The following is a 16,816-nucleotide window of genomic DNA, read 5'->3' on the forward strand; positions in this document are numbered from 1 at the left end:
CCACGACATTTGTCCTTAGGAGATCAAAATGAACCTACGCGCCACCCTTTTGCTCGCCGTCATTGCGCTCGCCGCAACGCCGGTGCTGGCGCATCCGAAGGTTGTGGGCTCCATACCTGCGGCAGGTGCAACGGTCGCTTCGCCAAAGGCCATAAGCCTGACGTTCAGCGAGCGGCTGTTCGAGAAGATGTCGGGTGCAACGCTGGCAAAGACCGGCATGGCTGCGATGCCCGGCCACGGAGCCGGGCCGGTCCGGGCAGAGGCGGCGCTGTCGGATGACGGCAAGGTCATGACGGTCACACCGGCAGCTGCCTTGACCCCGGGGTCCTATCGGCTGGACTGGTTCGGGGTGGGCGGCGACACGCACCGTGTGACGGGGTCCGTCAGCTTCACCGTTCGCTGAGCCGATCGACATGGGGGATCCGCTGGCGGCAGTAGTTCGGTTCGCGCTTTATTCTTCGCTCGGCTTGCTCTTCGGTCTTTCAGCCTTCGGGTGGCACGGGCTGGCAGGCAAGCACCGCTCGCACTGGCAACGGAGCCTCCGGGCTCTCCTGATCATCCTTGCGCTGGTTGCGGCGGTGACGTCGGTCGCGGGTCTGTTCGTGATGGCCAGCCGCATGTTTGCGGTGCCTATGCATTCGCTCGATCGCGAGGCTCTGGGCACGATCCTCGCGCTGCCCGGCCTGGGTTTGGCGCTGCTGCTGCGTGCCGCGGCGCTCACCCTGTTCGTCGGTATCATGATGTTCGCCCCCACCCGACTGGCTGGACCCATAGTTACAGCAGCAGTCGCCCTCGCCACGCTCGCCTGGTTCGGCCACGCGGGCGCCTCGGAGGGCTGGCTCGGCTGGCTGCATCTAGGGAGCACGATCCTGCACTTGCTGGCCGCCGGGCTGTGGGCGGGAGCACTGGCCGCCTTCCTGTTGCTGGGCGCACGGTCCCGCGCGCTGCCGGAGGCTCGCGCCCTGCTGGTCGGGGCGTTGGGCAGGTTCCACTGCACGGGAAGCCTCGTCGTGGGGCTGTTGCTGGTGACGGGAGTTGGCAACGCGCTGCTGATCCTCGGCATGCCGCTGAACCTGTCGTCCCTGACGACGCCCTGGGCGCAGCTCATGGCGTTGAAGCTGGTCGCCTTCGCCGCAATGCTGGGCCTTGCTGCCCTCAACCGGTTCCGGTTCGCGCCCGCCTTGGCGACACCCGGCCCGCAATCGGACAGCCATTTGCGCCACAGCCTGCGTGTCGAGTTCGGCCTGGCCCTCGTCATCCTCGGCCTCGTTGCCTGGATCGGCCTGCTATCACCCATGGAAGGATGATCGAATGACATTCCGCAATCTCGTCACCTTGGCGGCCTTGGGCCTTTCGGCCTCCGCAGCTTGGGCTGCGCCGGATCCGGTGTCGGCCGTAGACGGATTCCATCAGGCCCTCGTACGCAACGATGCGGCGGCGGCCACGTCGTTGCTGGCGGCGGATGCCCTGATATTCGAAGCCGGCCACGTCGAACGTTCGGCCAAGGAATATGCAGGAGGCCATCTGGCCGGCGACGCCGCCCATGCCGCGAAAACCGCTACGCGCTATATGGGACGACGCTGCCTGATCGGCATGGAGATGACCCTCGTCGCGACCGAGACGCTATCCACGCCAATTGGGGATGGCGATGTGCGGATCGGAACCGAGACGATGCTGTTGCGCCGGACCGGGGCGGACTGGCGCATCGCGCATATCCACTGGTCGTCGCGAAAGCTGGCGCCAGGCAAGACAGCACCGGCTTCGCAGCCCGCACCGCCGGCCTGCCCCGCCTGACGGTAGAGCAGATGGGGCTAGCGGTGCGTGGACGTCTCGTCCCCGTAGTCGCGCCCTTCGGTCTGCAGCGTGACATGGTGGATGGCGAACTTCTCTTCCAGCCCCGCCGCCACGCCCTCGCGGACAAGGTCGGGATCGGCTCCCGCTGCCAGTGTGAGGTGCGCAGTCAGCGTCCCGTCATTCCCCGTAAGCGACCACAGGTGAAGATCATGGACGCCGGCGACTTCCGGGTGGGCGCCGATCGCGTTTCGCACAGCCTGCAGGTCGAAACCGTGCGGCACGCCTTGCAGCAGCACATTCATGGTGTCGCGTAGCAGCACCCAGGTGCGCGGCAGCACCATCAGGCCGATGGCGATGGCGATCAGCGGGTCGATCCACTGCGCGCCAGTCAACCAGATGGCGGCGGCGGCCGCGATCACGCCAACCGAGCCGAGCATGTCGGCCCAGACTTCGAGGAAGGCGCCCTTCACGTTCATGCTGGCGTCCTTCGCGGGCGCCAGGATGCGCATGGAGATGAGGTTGACGATGAGGCCGGCGGTCGCCACGGCGAGCATGCCGAGCGACTGCACCTCCTGCGGTTCGAAGAAGCGGCCGATGCCTTCGTAGAGGATGTAGCCGGCCACCAGGAAAAGCAGGATGGCGTTGAACGCGGCGGCTAAGATCTCGAAGCGGCGGTAGCCGAACGTGCGCTTGTCGTCGGCGGGCTTCTGGCCGATGCGGATCGCCACCAGCGCGATGGCAAGCGCGGCCGTGTCTGTGAACATGTGCGCCGCGTCCGACAGCAGAGCGAGGCTGTTGAACCACCAGGCGCCGACAAGCTCGACGACGACGAAACTGGCGGTGAGGCCCAGCGCCCAGCTTAGTCTGCGGCTGCTGGCGCCGGCGGTGTGATCATGACCTGCTCCCATGTCGATAGGTTCCCTCTGTGCTGTTGCGCTGTTCACTCGGCAGGCATCGGAACGACTTGATCCTCGGCCCCAGGCTGGCGCGACAGCACCAGCTTTGCGAGCGCAGGAAGCACGACCAGCGTCAGCAGCGTTGCGGTAATCAGCCCGCCGATGACGACGGTCGCGATAGGGCGCTGCACTTCGGCGCCGGTGCCGGTTGCAAGCGCCATGGGCACGAACCCGACGCTGGCGACCAGCGCCGTCATCATCACCGGCCGCAGGCGCAGCATGGCACCGTCACGCACCGCATCTTCCACCTCGCGGCCTTCGGCCAGCAGCTTCTGGATGCTGGACATCATGACGAGGCCGTTCAGCACCGCGACGCCCGACAGCGCGATGAACCCGACCGCGGCCGAGACCGAGAAGGGCATACCGCGCAACCAGAGCAGGATGACGCCGCCCGACAGCGCCAGCGGCACCGCCGAGAACACCATCGCCGCAAGCCGCGCCGATCCAAGTGCTGCATAGAGCAGCGCGAAGATTGCGGCGATGACGGCCGGGATCACCAGCGTCAGCCGCTGTTCGGCGCGGGCGAGGTTCTGATACTGGCCGCCCCATTCGATGAAGCTGCCCGCCGGCAGCCCCACCTGTTCGTCGACGGCGGCCTGCGCCTCGGTCACGAACCCGCCCAAGTCGCGGCCGCGGACATTGGCCTGGATGACGATCCGCCGCTTGCCATTCTCCCGACTGACCTGGTTCGGGCCGTTCTCGACTTCGAACCGAACCAGCTGCCCCAGTGCCACCGAGCGCACCGTGATCGGCTTGCCATCGGGGCCGCCCGCGCCCGGTTCGGCCGGGAGTGCTACAGGGATCGCGCCAAGTGCGGCCAGCTCGCGCCGCTCGGCCTCGGGAAGCCGCACGACGACATCGAACCGCCGGTCGCCTTCGAACACCAGCCCCGCCTCGCGCCCGCCGAGCGCGATCTGGACGACATCGGCGACGTCGCCCGCTGAAAGGCCATAGGCGGCGATCGCAGCCCGGTCGAACACGACTTTCAGCGCCGGCAGCCCTTCCGTCTGCTCCACCTTCACATCTGCTGCGCCAGGCACCGCGCGGAGTGCTGACGCGATCTGCTGCGCGGCAGGCTCCATCACCGCGAAGTCCTCACCGTAGAGCTTCACCGCCACATCCGACCGGACTCCGGCGATCAGCTCGTTGAAGCGCATCTGGATCGGCTGCGAGAACTCATAGGCGTTGCCGAGGTTGCGGTTCAGCTTTGCCTCCACATCGGCCACGAATTCCGCCTTGGTCTTCGACGGGTCCGGCCATTCGTCGCGCGGCTTCAGGATGACGAACGCATCCGACACATTGCCCGGCATCGGATCGGTCGCGACTTCGGCGGTGCCGGTCTTGGAGAATACCAGCTGCACTTCGGGCGCCGACAGGATCGTGCGCTCGACGGCAAGTTGCATCGCGTTCGACTGCTCGACCGAGGCCGACGGGATTCGCACGGCGTGCAGTGCGAAATTCTTCTCGTCGAGCTGTGGGATGAACTCGCGGCCGAGCGTGGTGAACAGCAAGGCGGCGATGGCGAACGCCGCCACGCCACTGCCGATCGCCATCCACGGCTTCTGCAGCGACCATTCGAGCATCGGCGCATAGCCGGAGCGGGCCTTGGCGACGATGCGGCCGTCCTTCTCCTCGACCTTGCCGGTCACCAGCAGCGCGACGATTGCCGGCACGAAGGTGAGCGACAACACGAAGGCGGCCGCCAATGCCAGCATGACGGTGATCGCCATGGGCTGGAACATCTTGCCCTCCACGCCTTCGAAGGCCAGCAGCGGCAGGTAGACGAGGATGATGATCGCCTGCCCGAACACCGAGGGGCGAACCATCTCGACAGTCGCTTCCTTCACTTCTGAAAGTCGTTCCGGCTGCGTCAGCAAGCGTCCCAGGCGGTGCTGCTGTTCGGCAAGGCGCCGCAGGCAGTTTTCGACGATGATGACTGCGCCGTCGACGATCAAGCCGAAGTCGAGCGCACCGAGGCTCATGAGGTTGCCCGATATGCCGCCCTTCACCATGCCGGTCGCGGCCAGCAGCATCGATAGCGGAATGACGAGCGCGGTGATAATCGCGGCGCGGATGTTGCCGAGCAGCAGGAACAGCACGACGATGACGAGCAGCGCGCCTTCGGCGAGGTTCTTGGTGACCGTGGCGATGGTGGCGTCGACCAGCACCGAGCGATCCAGCACCGGGGTGACGATGATGCCGGACGGCAGCGCCTTGTTGATCTCGGCGATGCGCTCGGAGGAGGCCTTGGCGACCTCGCGGCTGTTGGCGCCCGCCAGCATCAGCACGGTGCCAATGACGGCCTCGTGGCCATCGAGGCTGGCGGCCCCGGTGCGGGGCTCCTGCCCGATCGAGACGGCCGCCACATCGCGGACGCGGACCGGCGTGCCGTCGCGGTTGGCGACCACCAGATCGGCGATATCGGCGCCGCGCGACACGCGGGCGTCGGCACGCACCACCAGGCCTTCGCCGCCCTGTTCGACGACGCCGGCGCCGCTCGACAGGTTCGCGCGCTCGAGCGCTGCAACCAGATCGCTCAAGCTCAGCCCGGCGGCGGCGAGCCGCGCGGTGTCGGGCGCGACCAGATATTGCTTCACATAGCCGCCGATCGCATCGACGCCGGCGACGCCGGGCACGGTGCGCATCTGCGGGCGGATGATCCAGTCCTGCACTGTGCGCAGATAGGTCGCCTGTTCCTCGGGCGTGCGCAGCAGCTGGCCTTCGGGCGTCAGATAGCCGCCCGCGCCGTTTCGCGAGGCGGGCTGCCAGCCCGGCTCGCCCGTTGCAGCGCGCGGCGCGCCTTTGCCGGCCGGATGCTGGAAGTCGACCGCCCACATCAGCACTTCGCCAAGCCCCGTGGTGACGGGGCCGACCGTCGGGTCGACGCCTGGCGGCAGCGCCGATCGCGCCTGCGCCAGCCGTTCCGTCGCCTGCTGGCGCGCGAAGTAGAGATCGGTCGATTCCTCGAACACGACCGTCACCTGGGAAAAGCCGTTGCGCGAGATGGAGCGCGTGCTTTCGAGGCCGGGGATGCCGGCCATCGCCGTCTCGATCGGGTAGGTGACCTGCCGCTCCATTTCCGTCGGCCCGAGCGCCGGGGCGACGGTGTTGATCTGCACCTGCTTGTTGGTGATGTCGGGCACGGCATCAATGGGCAGCCGCGCCAGCTGGGTCCCACCATAGATGGCGGCGATAAGCGTCAGCAGGACGACGAGATAGCGCCGGGTGACGGACGCGTTGACGATGTTGGTGAGCATTGCCGGGCCTTTCAGTGCGCGTGCTCGGCTTCGGATTTCCCGAGCTCGGCCTTGAGGACGAAGGAGTTGACGACCGCGACCTGTTCGCCGGGCTTCAGCCCGGAAAGGATCGGGAGCGCGGCATCGCTGCCGGCACCGGTGGTGACGGTTCGGGCCTCGAAGCCGCTGGCAGTGCGGACGAACACGACCTGTTTGCCCTCCACCTCCTGGATTGCCGCACGCGGGACGGCGGGTTTCAGCGGACCCGCGCCCCCGGTTGCGATCCGCGCCGTCACCGTCTGGCCGACGCGAAGCTCCCCGTCCGGGTTCTGGACGACGGCGATGGCGCGTGCCGAGCCGGAGCCCGGATCGACGCTGGGGGAGAGGAAGCGGATGCGCGCCGGGTGATCGTGATCGGAGCCCTGCACGGTCACACGGACCGCCTGGCCGGCGCGCACGTTCGCCAGCTCGGCGGCGGGCACGCGGAGTTCCGCCCAGACCTGCCGGCGGTCGACGATCTGGAACAGCTCGCGCTCCGGCGAGACGAACTCGCCCGGCGTGATGCTGACGCTTGCCACTTCTCCGGAGACCGGCGCGACCAGCGTGAACAGGCGAGAGCCGCTGCCGGGGGTGACGCCGAGCGCCCGCACCCCTTCCGCACCCAATTGCGCCTCGATCCGCGCCTTGTCGTAGGCGGCGCGGGCTTGCTCATAGTCGGCCCGCGCGGTGACCTTCTGATTGTAGAGAGTTTCCTCCCGCCGGAACGTCGCGCGCCCCAGTGCTTCGGCGCGGGCAGAGGTCGCATAGGCCGCCTGCGCTTCGGCCACCTCGCGGCTGTCGATGACGGCGAGCCCCTGGCCGGCGCGGACGCGGTCGCCGAGCTTGGCAACGAGGCGCGTGACGGTGCCGCTGGTGCGCGCGGTCACATGGCCGGTGGCATCAGTCGCGGGGATCAGCGTGCCGGACGCCAGCACCTCGGCACTGACCGGCTGTTCGCTGACGCGGGCGATCTCGATTCCGGCAGCCCTGATCTGTGCCGCGTCGGCGGCGATGATGCCTTCGGGGACGTCTCCTTCTGTCTCTCTCTTCGCTTCGTCTTCCGTATGGCCATCGGCTTCGGAATTGGCGGCGGCGGCCGGCGGGTCCGACGGAAGCGCGCGGCTGAGCGCGAAGCCACCGGCACCGGCGGCGAGCGCCAGCGCCAGGGCGGCAAGGCTGATCTGGGTTCGGGTCATGGTTGCATCTCCGGAGAAGGTGTCAGGCCGCCAGCGCGGTCGCGCTCGGCGAGTGCAAGGGCGGCGTCGCGCGCGGCGGCGAGCCGGTCGCGGCGGGCGGCCGCCAGGCCCCGCTGCGCCTGCAGCAGGTCGACATAGGGAAAGCGGCCCGCCGCATAGCCGAGCCGGGCGATGCGCAAGGCTTCGGCCGCGCCAGGCACGACCTGCGTCTCGTAGGTCGCGACCCGCTCGACGGCGGCGCGGGCGCGGGCATCGGCGGCGGCTAGCCGGGCTTCGGCCTCGCGCACCCGGCGCTCCCGCTGGGCTTCGGCGGACCGGGCGTCTGCGGCAGCCGCCGCTATGTTGCCGCCGTTGCGGTTGAACAGCGGGAAGGGAATGGCGACGCCAGCGACCATGGCAGTCGCGTCTTCGGCCGCGAGCCTGCGGACCCCCAGTGACAGCCGCACATCGGGCACGCGTTCGGTCCGCGCCAGGCGAAGCCGCTGCTGGGCGGCACCCACCTGAAGGTCGGCCGCCCGCAGGTCGGGCCCGGCAGGGGTCAGCACGCCAACAGCTTGCGAAAAACTGTCGGTGGCCAGCGCCGCCACCTCGAAGTCGACCGTCGGCCGCCCCAGCAGAGCCGCGAGGCGTTCCCGAGTCGCGCGTGTCTCGGCCTCCGCCAGCCTCGCCGCCGCTTCCGCCTGCGCCCGTTCGGTTGCGGCCGTCACCTGCCGCAGTGGCGGCTCGCGGCCGGCGGCGACAAGCTTGCCGACCGTGTCCTCCAGCGCGCGGGCGATTTCGAGCTCGCTCGCCGCAAGTTGCGCACCGGCTGCCGCCTCGGCGGCAAGGACATGCGCCTGCCTGACCGCGAGGTCGAGATCGAGGAGGGATGCGTCCGTCTCGGCCCGTTCCAACTCGAGCGTCGCAGTGGCAGACCCGATCCGCGCACCGCGCTTGCCACCAAGCTCCACCGGCAGCGCCAGCGAGCCTGTGGTCTCGGCACGCCCTGTGCCCGACAAGCCCCGCGAGCCGGCGAAATTCTCGACCAGCAAATCGACTTCCGGATTGGGCCGGGCGCCCGCTTGCTGGACGCGCCCTTCCTCGGCGCGGACGCGTTCACTGAGTTCGCGGGCATAGGGGGCGCGCTCGCGGGCTTCGCGGACAGCCTGTTCGACCGTGAGCGGTGGTGCGGACCATGCCGGCGATGACAGCAGAAGGGCAAGCGCGACTGCGCCTGCGCGGACAGGGCCCGACGACACGGGCCGGAAAAACGGCATGGGAAAACCTCGTCAGCAAGACAGCATCCAGGCTTCGCCATCAGGCGAAGGGGCGGGCTGTCAGGCTCGAGGGGGCTGGATCAAGACAGGTTCGGGCGCCTCGACGAGGCCCGAGGGCTCCCAGCCCGTCCACGCCGCGCGCGACGGCGCGAAGGGCGCAACCATCGGCACATCGGTCATCAGGCCATTGGGACCGTGGTGATGCAGACAGCAGGCCGGGCAATGCTCGGCGTCGGTCGGTTGCTGGTCGGTCGAGGTGAGGCTCGGGTCGGTGACGCAGCCATCGGCATCGATCGAGAAGCTGGACGCGGCAAGCTTTGCGGCATCGGTGCCGAGCTCGAACGAGCCGGCGATCGCCGCCGGCGCCAGCGCGGCGGCGGCAACCAGCATCAGCAGCGCTGCCATGCGACGCAGAAATCCGGTGAAGAGGCTCGGGCGCGACACGTGTCGGCCCATGCCCGATCTCCGTCGGTTCGGCAACGCCGGGGTGCTCACAACCACCGGCGCACCTGCCGTCGGTAGTCCGAGTATGGCGCGCTGAACAGGCCGGTCAGGTAGCGTTCCTCGCGGGCGATGACGAAGCGGTCAACGACGAGGATTACAAGCGGGGTCATCAGCAGCGTGCCCAGGCTTGCGAACCCGACCGCGACAGCGATAAGCAGCAGTGCCATGCCGAGGTACATGGGATTTCGGGTGCGGGCGTAGATGCCGTCCGTTGCAAGCGCCGTCGTCGGCTTCCAGGGCTCGGGGGGCGTCTTTGCCTGCCCGAACCGGCCGAGCGCCGCGGCGATGACGGCGGCTCCGGCGACCGCGAGGACAGCGAACAGCGTCCAGCGGACAATGCCTGGCAACGGCAGCGGATCGAGCTGCAGAAGCCAGTCGGCCAGCAGCCCGGCCGCTGCGCCCGCCAGATAGATAAGCGGAGGCGGCGCGATCATGCCGGCGGTCGTGGTCATGCCCGGCGCAACCGTTCGTCTGGCAGCGCCAGCTCGCCCAGCGCCTGCTTCACGATCTGGGTTCCGCCCCACAGGCCGAGCGCGGCCAGGATGCCGGCCACGATAATGTCGGGCCAAAAGCTGCCGGTGCCGAAGACACCAACGGCTGCGGCCACCACGGCGACATTGCCGATGGCGTCGTTGCGCGAGCAGATCCACACCGACCGCATGTTCGCGTCGCCCTCCCGGAAGCGGTAGAGCATCAGCGCAACGCCGACATTGGCGGCCAGCGCGAGCACGCCGATCGCGCCCATCGCGAACGCCTGCGGCGGCGCGCCTTCCAGCGCCCGCTCGATGGCCGTGAACGCGACCCACCCGCCGAAGCTGATCAGCACCAGGCCTTTCAGCAGCGCAGCGCGCGCCCGCCAGACCAGCGCCATGCCCGCGACCAGAAGCGCAATCGCATAGTTGGCCGCGTCCCCCAGGAAATCGAGCGCATCGGCCTTCAGAGCCACGGATCCCGCCATGTGCCCGCCGATCAGCTCGATCATGAACATGCCGGCATTGACGGCCAGCGCGATCCACAGCGCGCGACGCCACGCCGGCGACGCCGGCGCCGTACGCGCATCCGTTCCGCAACCATCCGTGCAACCTGCCACGTCATGCTCTCCGACTCGTATCCGGGGCAACCATGCACCCTGTAGCCACTACAGGGTCAAGCACTCTTGTGGTCAGCCTCGCACAGGCTGTGGTCTCCCAGCACCTCCAGCACGCGGCAGTCGGCAGCGCGCCCACCACGGCACGCGCCGACCATGCGCGTGAGTTCCGCGCGCAGCAGCTGAAGCTGCTCGATCTTGTCCTCGACCGCGTTCAGATGGCCGGTGGCGATTGTGTCCGCTTCGCCGCAGTCCCGGTCAGGATGGTCGGCGAGGTCCAGCAGGGAACGGATTTCAGAAACCTCGAACCCTAGGCCTCGGGCATGCCGAATGAAGTTCAGACGCTTCAAATCGCGTGCGCCATAGGTCCGATAATTCCCTTCGGTCCTCCCAGGCTTTGCCAGGAGCCTGATGCGCTCATAATAGCGGATCGTCTCCACGGTCGTGCCGGTCGATCGCGCAAGGTCACCGATGCGAAGGTTGGTCATGAAGTGTCCATTTGGCCAGCTACAATGTGGTCGAACCATGCATCACTTGACGCTACAGGGTCAAATGCTCCCGCGAGACGATCATCAAATTTGAAGGCTTCCCGTATCGGGCGGGAACCTCACTCACCGGCAGAGTACTTTTGACGTGCAATGCTGCCTTTCCATCTCCGCTCGGCTGATCGAAAGATTGGACCGACGCGTTTCATATCATTCCAATTTCGGCCCGCCGAATCTGTCTGAGGGGTCTGTAAAGCAAGTCCCCGCCCGGTTACCCGGGCGGGGACGCTGATCCGGGCTAGTCGCCGTTGCGGCGGGTTGGGCGAGACCAGATGAGGCTGAAGGTTTCGCCTTCTTCGTCGTCGAAGAGGTTGGCGTAGATGGGGTTGGTGAAGCTGGGGTCGTCGAGCTTCAGGCCGAGATAGTCGCGGCCCTCGTTGGAGCGCTTTGACCATGCGGCGCCGATTTCGGCGCGGCCCACCAGAACCCGGTGGCTGGGGGCGTTTTCGCCGGTGGCGCGGGTGTCGGGAACGATCCGAACGCCTTTCGCCTGAACGCTGAGGGTGACGATTTCGCCGGTGAACTCTTCGCCGGACTTCTTGAAGGTGCCGATGGTGGCCATGATAAGGTTCCTGTCTTCTCCCTCGAGCCCGCACCATTGCGGCCTCGATGGCGTATCGTCCGGTCGGAGACGCCTGCCGGCGCAGCCGCAGGGCCATAGACAGTGCAGGATGGGAGTTTCTTGTTTCCGCGAGGAATGACGGCGGAGCCGGCAGGGGAAGAAAGTCGTGACGGAACTGTTGCGCCTTAGGCAGGCGAGGCGAAGCCGGTCTTCGGCCAGATCACGCCCTGAGAGAGGCTGTATGGAACGGGCGGGGAATGACAGGTTTATCGCAGGCCACCCGCTGCCTTCATTGTCCGGTGTCAGAGATTTTCCCGGAAATGGAGCCCTGTGCTCTGGCAAGATGTGGATCGTGCCGAGTTGCGCTTCTGCCGGTGAATTTCCCTGGCATGGCTTTTGGGCAGCCCGTCATGTTGGCTCGGAGGACCAGGTTCCAAAGATTTCGCGTATGTCGGGAAGGATCCGCTGACCCGCTTCAAACAGTGCTTTCAGCCCGGATTGACGACGGACGGAGAGGCCATTGTCAATCTCTGTCCGAACATCGCCTTAAACGGCGATTAGCCGGGCAGCGGTTTCCCGCCCGGCTGCCGGGCGGCGGAGAGTTGCGTGACGCGAACAAACGCCGTGCCGCCAACCGCGATTGCACCGATGATGGAGAATGCCAGCTGCCAGGCTTCGGATGGTTCGGTGTGCCGCACTATGCCTTGGGACGCATAATAGCCCGCGACTGCCGCCGGCGCGACGAACAGCATTGCGACCGCAAGTCTGGCTAGAGGGTTCCGGGCCTTGGTAAAAAGCAGGTTGCCGGCCACCAGCGTGACCGCTGCGGCAAGTGCGCCGATGAGGATTGCGCCCGGCCATCCTGCGCCAGTTTCATGGGCTAGAGCGCCCGCCGTAACGCCCATGAACAGCGGCAGTGCATAGACAGCTAGCGTGAACAGCAACCAGCACAGCATCAAGATGGCGGTGATCGCCAGCAGGATGGGAAGGATGGTCATGGCTTTCGCCTCCGGTGAAAAACGCCAACGATTGCGCCATCCACCTCCACCCAGGCGCGAACGCCAGCATAGCAGATTGGGGCGCTCATGTCGCCCTCCAGACCGGGATGCCCAGCTTGCGGGCCTTGTCGGCAAGGTTGTCCTGGATGCCTGTGCCGGGGAAGATGATGACCCCGATAGGCATGGCGTCAAGAATCTGGTCATTGCGGCGGAACGGAGCGGCCTTGGCGTGTTTGGACCAGTCCGGCTTGAACGCGACCTGGGGGATGTGCCGGGCGTCTGCCCAGCGCGACGCGATCTTCTCGGCGCCTTTGGGGCTGCCACCGTGGATCAGCACCATGTCCGGGTGCTTGGCGTGCGCCTGATCGAGGCGTGCCCAGATGGCGATGTGGTCGTCGCTGTCCCCACCGGAGAATGCCACCTTCGGGCCTTCCGGAAGCAGGATTTGCGATTTGGCGCGCTGGCGGGCCATCAGGAAGTCACGGCTGTCGATGACGGCCGAGGTCAGGTTGCGGTGGTTGACCATGGAGCCATTGCGCGGACGCCAACATGATCCTGTGTGGCGTTCATATTGGTCGGCGGCCTGATCGCGCATCAGTTCGAAGGCGTCGCGCCGTTCCAGCATCGTCTGGCCTTCGGCCAACAGCCGTTCCAGTTCAACGGAGCGGATTTCGCTTCCATCCTGATCGCGCTGGCTCTGGCGCTGCGCCTGTTCATTGTCGTCGAGTTCACGTTCGATGCGGTCGGCGGCACGGTGGAACAGGTTGACGGTGGACCATAGCAGGCCTTCCAGATCGGGTTCGAGCCGGGTGTCTTCGAGCGTCGCCACCAGCGCGTCGAAGATGTCGGCAATTGCGCCGGCGACGCGGTATCCTTCGGGCAATGGCCGTGGATCGGGTTCGTCTGAGAATGGGCGGTAGCCGAACAGTTGCAGTTCCTCCAGCACGTGGGCGGTGGATGTAATGTCGGGTTGATGCTCGTGCGAATGGTCCATGGCGGCGCTCCTTTTCCGTGGCCGCGCCTCTCGCGGCCTTCGTGGCGAGCGGCTCGCCGGCGGCTGGCCCGGACCTGCACCCGGACCCCTTCGTCCGGGCCGGAGCGCAGCGGAGGATGGCGAAGGCGGGCTATTTTGAATCGCGATGGAAAGCGGGCCCTCAGGCTCGCGCCGGAAAATAGTCCGCCGCAGCCATTGCCGGTCTGGGGCAGTTGCCGGCCCCTCGCCCTGAAGAAGGCCCGGGCGCGGCCATGGAATTGGATGCTCCATGGGCAGAACCAGCAATCCTGCAGACGATCAGGTGTCGTCAGAGGCTGTTGGCGATCAGGCGTTCGGCATCTTCGGCGGCAAGCTGCGGCTGCAATGCGTCCCGGGTTCCGACCAATCCCAACATGCAAAGGTCGTCGTTGAAATCGTGCCGGCGGGGCGACAGCGAGATGATCTCGATTGGACTGTCTGACAGGCGTGACGCCAAGCGATCACGGGCATGCAGGCCGGCGGCATCGCGGTCATGCGCTATATAGAGGCGGCGAATGCTGGAAGGTGGATCAAAGGCTGCCAAATGTGCAGCTGAAAGACAGGCGACTACCGGCAGGTGTGGAAGCGCTGTGCGGATGGACAGCATGGTCTCAATGCCTTCGCCTACGGCCATGATATCGTCGGCTGCTCCGAACCGGACGCCATTGCCAAGCAGATGACCCATAGCGCGCCTTGGTGTTGCGAGAGGCGCTTTGCCACTCCCGTCGTGTTGCAGCCATGTACGATGAATACCAGTGATTTTGCCGCGATTGTCGGTCACTGCCGCCAACATTGCCGGCCATCGTTCGGTCGAATTTCTGCTGTCGGGGCGATAATAGCATTCCGGGTGGAATCGCAGCGTCCCCGGAAGCGCTTCCGGGATAATACCACGTCTTCGCAGATAGGTGTCTGCCAGCGTGCCTTCGATCGGCCGCGCCATGGCAAAAAGACGCAAAGCAGAGCGCAGCGAATCTGAAGTGCCGGTTTTTGTCTGGCTGGCCTTAGCCCATCGGGAGACCCCTGGCGGGACGGTATCCGGCAATGACAGGAACCGCCGCGCTTCTGCCATCGCATCGGTGAACCCGTGCAAGCCACGCGCCTGCTGGATCACATCGATAAGATCGCCATGCGCACCTGTGGCCGCGTCGGTCCACTTTCCGGCACGACCCTTCGGCCCATCCGCCAACCTCACGAACATGGAGCGGCCCGGTTCGTTGTGGACACTGCCCACCATCCAGTAGCTGCCCTGCCGTCGTCCGTTCGACAAATATTGGCGGCAGACCGCTTCCGCGCGGTCCGCCAGTTCGTGGGCGATGTCTTTGGCGGTCGTTGCCATACATGCCTCCAGAAAAATGGCCCGCCGTTGCCAGCGGGCCAGTATCGGTCAGGAAGTATTTACTCGGCGGCCTGCGCGTGGGGCAGTTCGTCCGATATATCTTCGGCGCTTGCCTCATCCGCATCCATGGCCGGTTCGCCGTCCTTCGCCGCCGATTCCTCTCCGGCGGGTTCGGTCGTGCAAGTGTCGGCTTCCACTTCATGCGCCGACGCATCCGTCATCCCACGCGTCCGGAGAATGGAAGGCAGCCAGCCGCTGTCTGCCAGCATGTTTTCCGCTTCGGCCGCCATCTCGCCCTTCTTCAGATTCGCCATACGATCAGCCGCCGCGGCTCCCTTGGCCTCGGTCACAGCCTCCCGGATGCGGGCCTTGGTCACCCGCCCGAAAAAGCCGTCGACTGTTGGCTTCCACCCAAGTGCCGCCAGGTCTAGCCCGACCGACTGTGCCAGCTGATCGGCATGTGCCAGCGCGCGCGGGCGCCTGTTCCACGGCTCCTGCACCGCGTTCACCGACTGGCTGACGACATGCGCGAACAGCGCGGACTGGCTGTCGCCATCCCACGCCTGCAAGGTATCCCACAGCTCGTCAGACTCCTTCGGCAGGGCTTCCGCCCACGCCTCATGCCGGGCGCGGATGGCGTCGGCCGACACGCTGTCGTTCAGACCCGGTGCCTGCGACCCGAACGTCACGCTCTTCAGTTCCAGCTCCAGGCAGCTGTCCGACCCGTAGTGGTAGAAGGTGCGCAGGGTCAGTGCATGAAGTGCCGCCAGAAACGCTATATCGGGACGGTCCCCCAGCATGTGCCGCAGCCCGAGCGTGCGATGCGCCGTCAGTTCGGACACAAGCCTGTCGGACATCGGGGCAAGACCGTCTTCATCGTCGTCGGCATGGTCAGCGCTGGCGGCTCCGGAAGCACCATTATCGCCTGTTTCCGCGTCGCCGGAAACTTGCTGATATCCATCGCCGGACGTGGTGGTCTCTTCCGCGCCACGCAGTTCTTCGCTGCCAGTAACAGGCAGCTCATCTTCGGGCCGGACGTATCCGCGCTCGATTCTCAGCTCGCCGTTGTTGGCAATGCTGATGAATGCGCCAGCCCGCACAACGTCATCCGGATCGAACCGGATCGGTCGCGCATCGAGCATGTCCAGCTTCTGCTCCAGTTCGCCAAGCTGCTCGTCAACCTCGTCCGGCAGTTCATCATAGTCGGCATATTGCTCGGTCAGTTCGTCGAACGTCGACTGACAGGCGTCACGCTCGGCTTGCTCTTCCGGCGTCATCGGGACCTGCTCGCCGCGCACATGCCGCAAGCCATATTGGTGGCCATATGGAAAGTCCGGTGCGGCCTCGACCCACTTCCAGCCTTCGCCGCCCACGCTGACTGCGGCTTCGTTCAGCTTTTCCGCCACCATCAGGTCGACCAGCTGCACATCCTGCAGCCAGCCACCTTCATCACCCTGGAACAGGTCGCGCATGACGGTGCCGCCGGCTTCCACATAGGCGTCGATGCCGATGAACTTCGCCCGCCGGTCCGACGCCCGGATGGCGTTCTCGGTCAGCATGCGGCGAATGGTATAGGGCTGCTTGTCATAGCCCTGGCTCATTCGCTCGAACACCTGCTCCTGCCGTTCATGGTCACAGGAGACGGTAAACGCCATCAGCTGGTCGAGTGCGATGCCGTCTTCGGCATAGATCTCTAGCAGGCGCGGAGATACCGATGCCAGCTTCAGCCGCTGCTTCACGACCGCCACCGGCACAAAGAAGGCGGCTGCGATCTCTTCCTCGGACTGGCCCTTTTCGCGCAGGGCAAGAAAGGCTCGGAACTGGTCCAGGGGGTGCAATGGTGCACGCTGCACATTCTCGGCGAGCGAGTCTTCCTCAGCGATCCCGCCTTCCCGAACGATGCAGGGCACAGGTGCAGTCTTTGCCAGCCGCTTCTGCTTGACCAGCAGTTCCAGCGCCCGGTAGCGGCGGCCGCCGGCCGGAATCTCGAACCGGTCGGTCGGATTGCCATCGTCATCGACGACGGCGCGAACGCTCAGGCCCTGCAGAAGGCCCCGGCGCGCGATATCGCCCGCAAGCTCCTCGATCGATACACCGGCCTTCACGCGGCGGACGTTCGACTGGCTCAGTTGCAGCAGGTTGAACGGAATGTCGCGGGAAGCCGCAAGGCTGATCTTCGTATTGGTAGTGGCCATGATAATTACTCCACGACGGGTGGCCGGAAGACCTCCCCCAGCCTCAAACCCGTCATGAAATCAGCGCCGCCCTCTCACTCGAGGACGGCGCCGGTCAGCA

The 16,816-nt window shown here is 66.3% G+C and carries 16 protein-coding genes; 3 read left to right on the forward strand and 13 right to left on the reverse strand.

Features of this window, described 5'->3' with window-relative positions; all coding sequences use genetic code 11:
* Positions 1-28 precede the first annotated feature (28 nt).
* From copC to IM784_RS12990, 3 genes are read left to right on the forward strand one after another with little or no spacing between them, the layout of a single operon-like run.
* Entirely contained in the window at positions 29-403 is a 375-nt protein-coding gene (gene copC, locus IM784_RS12980; protein ID WP_199555772.1) for a copper homeostasis periplasmic binding protein CopC, read from the forward strand.
* 10 nt (positions 404-413) lie between these two features.
* Positions 414-1,307, forward strand: coding sequence for a copper homeostasis membrane protein CopD (copD, locus tag IM784_RS12985; RefSeq protein WP_199555773.1), 894 nt, complete (start codon positions 414-416; stop codon positions 1,305-1,307).
* Between the two features lie 4 nt (positions 1,308-1,311).
* Complete coding sequence (locus IM784_RS12990; RefSeq protein WP_199555774.1) at positions 1,312-1,794, forward strand: nuclear transport factor 2 family protein; 483 nt, start codon at positions 1,312-1,314, stop codon at positions 1,792-1,794.
* A gap of 17 nt (positions 1,795-1,811) precedes the next feature.
* On the opposite strand, the gene IM784_RS12995 is transcribed toward IM784_RS12990, so the two are convergent.
* From IM784_RS12995 to IM784_RS13055, 13 genes are all read right to left on the reverse strand, one after another.
* Positions 1,812-2,702: a cation diffusion facilitator family transporter gene (locus IM784_RS12995; RefSeq protein WP_199555775.1), complete on the reverse strand. Its 891-nt coding sequence runs from the start codon at positions 2,700-2,702 to the stop codon at positions 1,812-1,814.
* A gap of 32 nt (positions 2,703-2,734) precedes the next feature.
* Positions 2,735-6,007: an efflux RND transporter permease subunit gene (locus IM784_RS13000; protein WP_199555776.1), complete on the reverse strand. Its 3,273-nt coding sequence runs from the start codon at positions 6,005-6,007 to the stop codon at positions 2,735-2,737.
* A gap of 11 nt (positions 6,008-6,018) precedes the next feature.
* Positions 6,019-7,221, reverse strand: a complete 1,203-nt coding sequence (locus tag IM784_RS13005; protein ID WP_199555777.1) for an efflux RND transporter periplasmic adaptor subunit — start codon at positions 7,219-7,221, stop codon at positions 6,019-6,021.
* Complete coding sequence (locus IM784_RS13010) at positions 7,218-8,459, reverse strand: TolC family protein (protein WP_199555778.1); 1,242 nt, start codon at positions 8,457-8,459, stop codon at positions 7,218-7,220. The genes IM784_RS13005 and IM784_RS13010 overlap by 4 nt, the downstream gene beginning before the upstream one ends.
* A 78-nt stretch (positions 8,460-8,537) precedes the next feature.
* Positions 8,538-8,921 (reverse strand): hypothetical protein, encoded by a 384-nt coding sequence (locus IM784_RS13015; RefSeq protein WP_199555779.1) that lies wholly within the window; start codon positions 8,919-8,921, stop codon positions 8,538-8,540.
* A 47-nt stretch (positions 8,922-8,968) separates the two neighbouring features.
* On the reverse strand, positions 8,969-9,433 hold the full coding sequence (locus tag IM784_RS13020; RefSeq protein WP_199555780.1) for a methyltransferase family protein: 465 nt from the start codon (positions 9,431-9,433) through the stop codon (positions 8,969-8,971).
* Positions 9,430-10,071 carry a cation transporter gene (locus tag IM784_RS13025; RefSeq protein ID WP_199555781.1) on the reverse strand — a complete coding sequence of 214 codons (642 nt, stop codon included), beginning with the start codon at positions 10,069-10,071 and terminating at the stop codon, positions 9,430-9,432. Before IM784_RS13025 ends, IM784_RS13020 begins: the two co-directional genes overlap by 4 nt.
* A gap of 56 nt (positions 10,072-10,127) precedes the next feature.
* Positions 10,128-10,556 (reverse strand): MerR family transcriptional regulator, encoded by a 429-nt coding sequence (locus IM784_RS13030; RefSeq protein ID WP_199555782.1) that lies wholly within the window; start codon positions 10,554-10,556, stop codon positions 10,128-10,130.
* A 295-nt stretch (positions 10,557-10,851) separates the two neighbouring features.
* The gene (locus tag IM784_RS13035; protein WP_199555783.1) at positions 10,852-11,175 is read right to left on the reverse strand and encodes a DUF736 domain-containing protein; all 324 of its coding nucleotides are present in this window, start codon (positions 11,173-11,175) and stop codon (positions 10,852-10,854) included.
* Between the two features lie 557 nt (positions 11,176-11,732).
* Entirely contained in the window at positions 11,733-12,173 is a 441-nt protein-coding gene (locus IM784_RS13040; protein ID WP_199555784.1) for a hypothetical protein, read from the reverse strand.
* 85 nt (positions 12,174-12,258) lie between these two features.
* Entirely contained in the window at positions 12,259-13,167 is a 909-nt protein-coding gene (locus IM784_RS13045; protein ID WP_199555785.1) for a DUF2493 domain-containing protein, read from the reverse strand.
* 307 nt (positions 13,168-13,474) lie between these two features.
* Complete coding sequence (locus tag IM784_RS13050) at positions 13,475-14,521, reverse strand: DUF7146 domain-containing protein (RefSeq protein WP_199555786.1); 1,047 nt, start codon at positions 14,519-14,521, stop codon at positions 13,475-13,477.
* 59 nt (positions 14,522-14,580) lie between these two features.
* Complete coding sequence (locus IM784_RS13055) at positions 14,581-16,716, reverse strand: ParB/RepB/Spo0J family partition protein (protein ID WP_199555787.1); 2,136 nt, start codon at positions 16,714-16,716, stop codon at positions 14,581-14,583.
* Positions 16,717-16,816: the final 100 nt, after the last annotated feature.

The sequence above is a fragment of the Sandaracinobacteroides hominis genome, assembly GCF_016464365.1.
In the GTDB taxonomy this organism is placed as follows: Bacteria; Pseudomonadota; Alphaproteobacteria; order Sphingomonadales; family Sphingomonadaceae; genus Sandaracinobacteroides; species Sandaracinobacteroides hominis.

Coding starts and splice junctions, on each gene's coding strand:
- copC (WP_199555772.1), top strand. CDS start 29: ATGAACCTACGCGCCACCCTTTTGCTCGCCGTCATTGCGCTCGCCGCA.
- copD (WP_199555773.1), top strand. CDS start 414: ATGGGGGATCCGCTGGCGGCAGTAGTTCGGTTCGCGCTTTATTCTTCG.
- IM784_RS12990 (WP_199555774.1), top strand. CDS start 1,312: ATGACATTCCGCAATCTCGTCACCTTGGCGGCCTTGGGCCTTTCGGCC.
- IM784_RS12995 (WP_199555775.1), bottom strand. CDS start 2,702: ATGGGAGCAGGTCATGATCACACCGCCGGCGCCAGCAGCCGCAGACTA.
- IM784_RS13000 (WP_199555776.1), bottom strand. CDS start 6,007: ATGCTCACCAACATCGTCAACGCGTCCGTCACCCGGCGCTATCTCGTC.
- IM784_RS13005 (WP_199555777.1), bottom strand. CDS start 7,221: ATGACCCGAACCCAGATCAGCCTTGCCGCCCTGGCGCTGGCGCTCGCC.
- IM784_RS13020 (WP_199555780.1), bottom strand. CDS start 9,433: ATGACCACGACCGCCGGCATGATCGCGCCGCCTCCGCTTATCTATCTG.
- IM784_RS13030 (WP_199555782.1), bottom strand. CDS start 10,556: ATGACCAACCTTCGCATCGGTGACCTTGCGCGATCGACCGGCACGACC.
- IM784_RS13035 (WP_199555783.1), bottom strand. CDS start 11,175: ATGGCCACCATCGGCACCTTCAAGAAGTCCGGCGAAGAGTTCACCGGC.
- IM784_RS13040 (WP_199555784.1), bottom strand. CDS start 12,173: ATGACCATCCTTCCCATCCTGCTGGCGATCACCGCCATCTTGATGCTG.
- IM784_RS13045 (WP_199555785.1), bottom strand. CDS start 13,167: ATGGACCATTCGCACGAGCATCAACCCGACATTACATCCACCGCCCAC.
- IM784_RS13050 (WP_199555786.1), bottom strand. CDS start 14,521: ATGGCAACGACCGCCAAAGACATCGCCCACGAACTGGCGGACCGCGCG.
- IM784_RS13055 (WP_199555787.1), bottom strand. CDS start 16,716: ATGGCCACTACCAATACGAAGATCAGCCTTGCGGCTTCCCGCGACATT.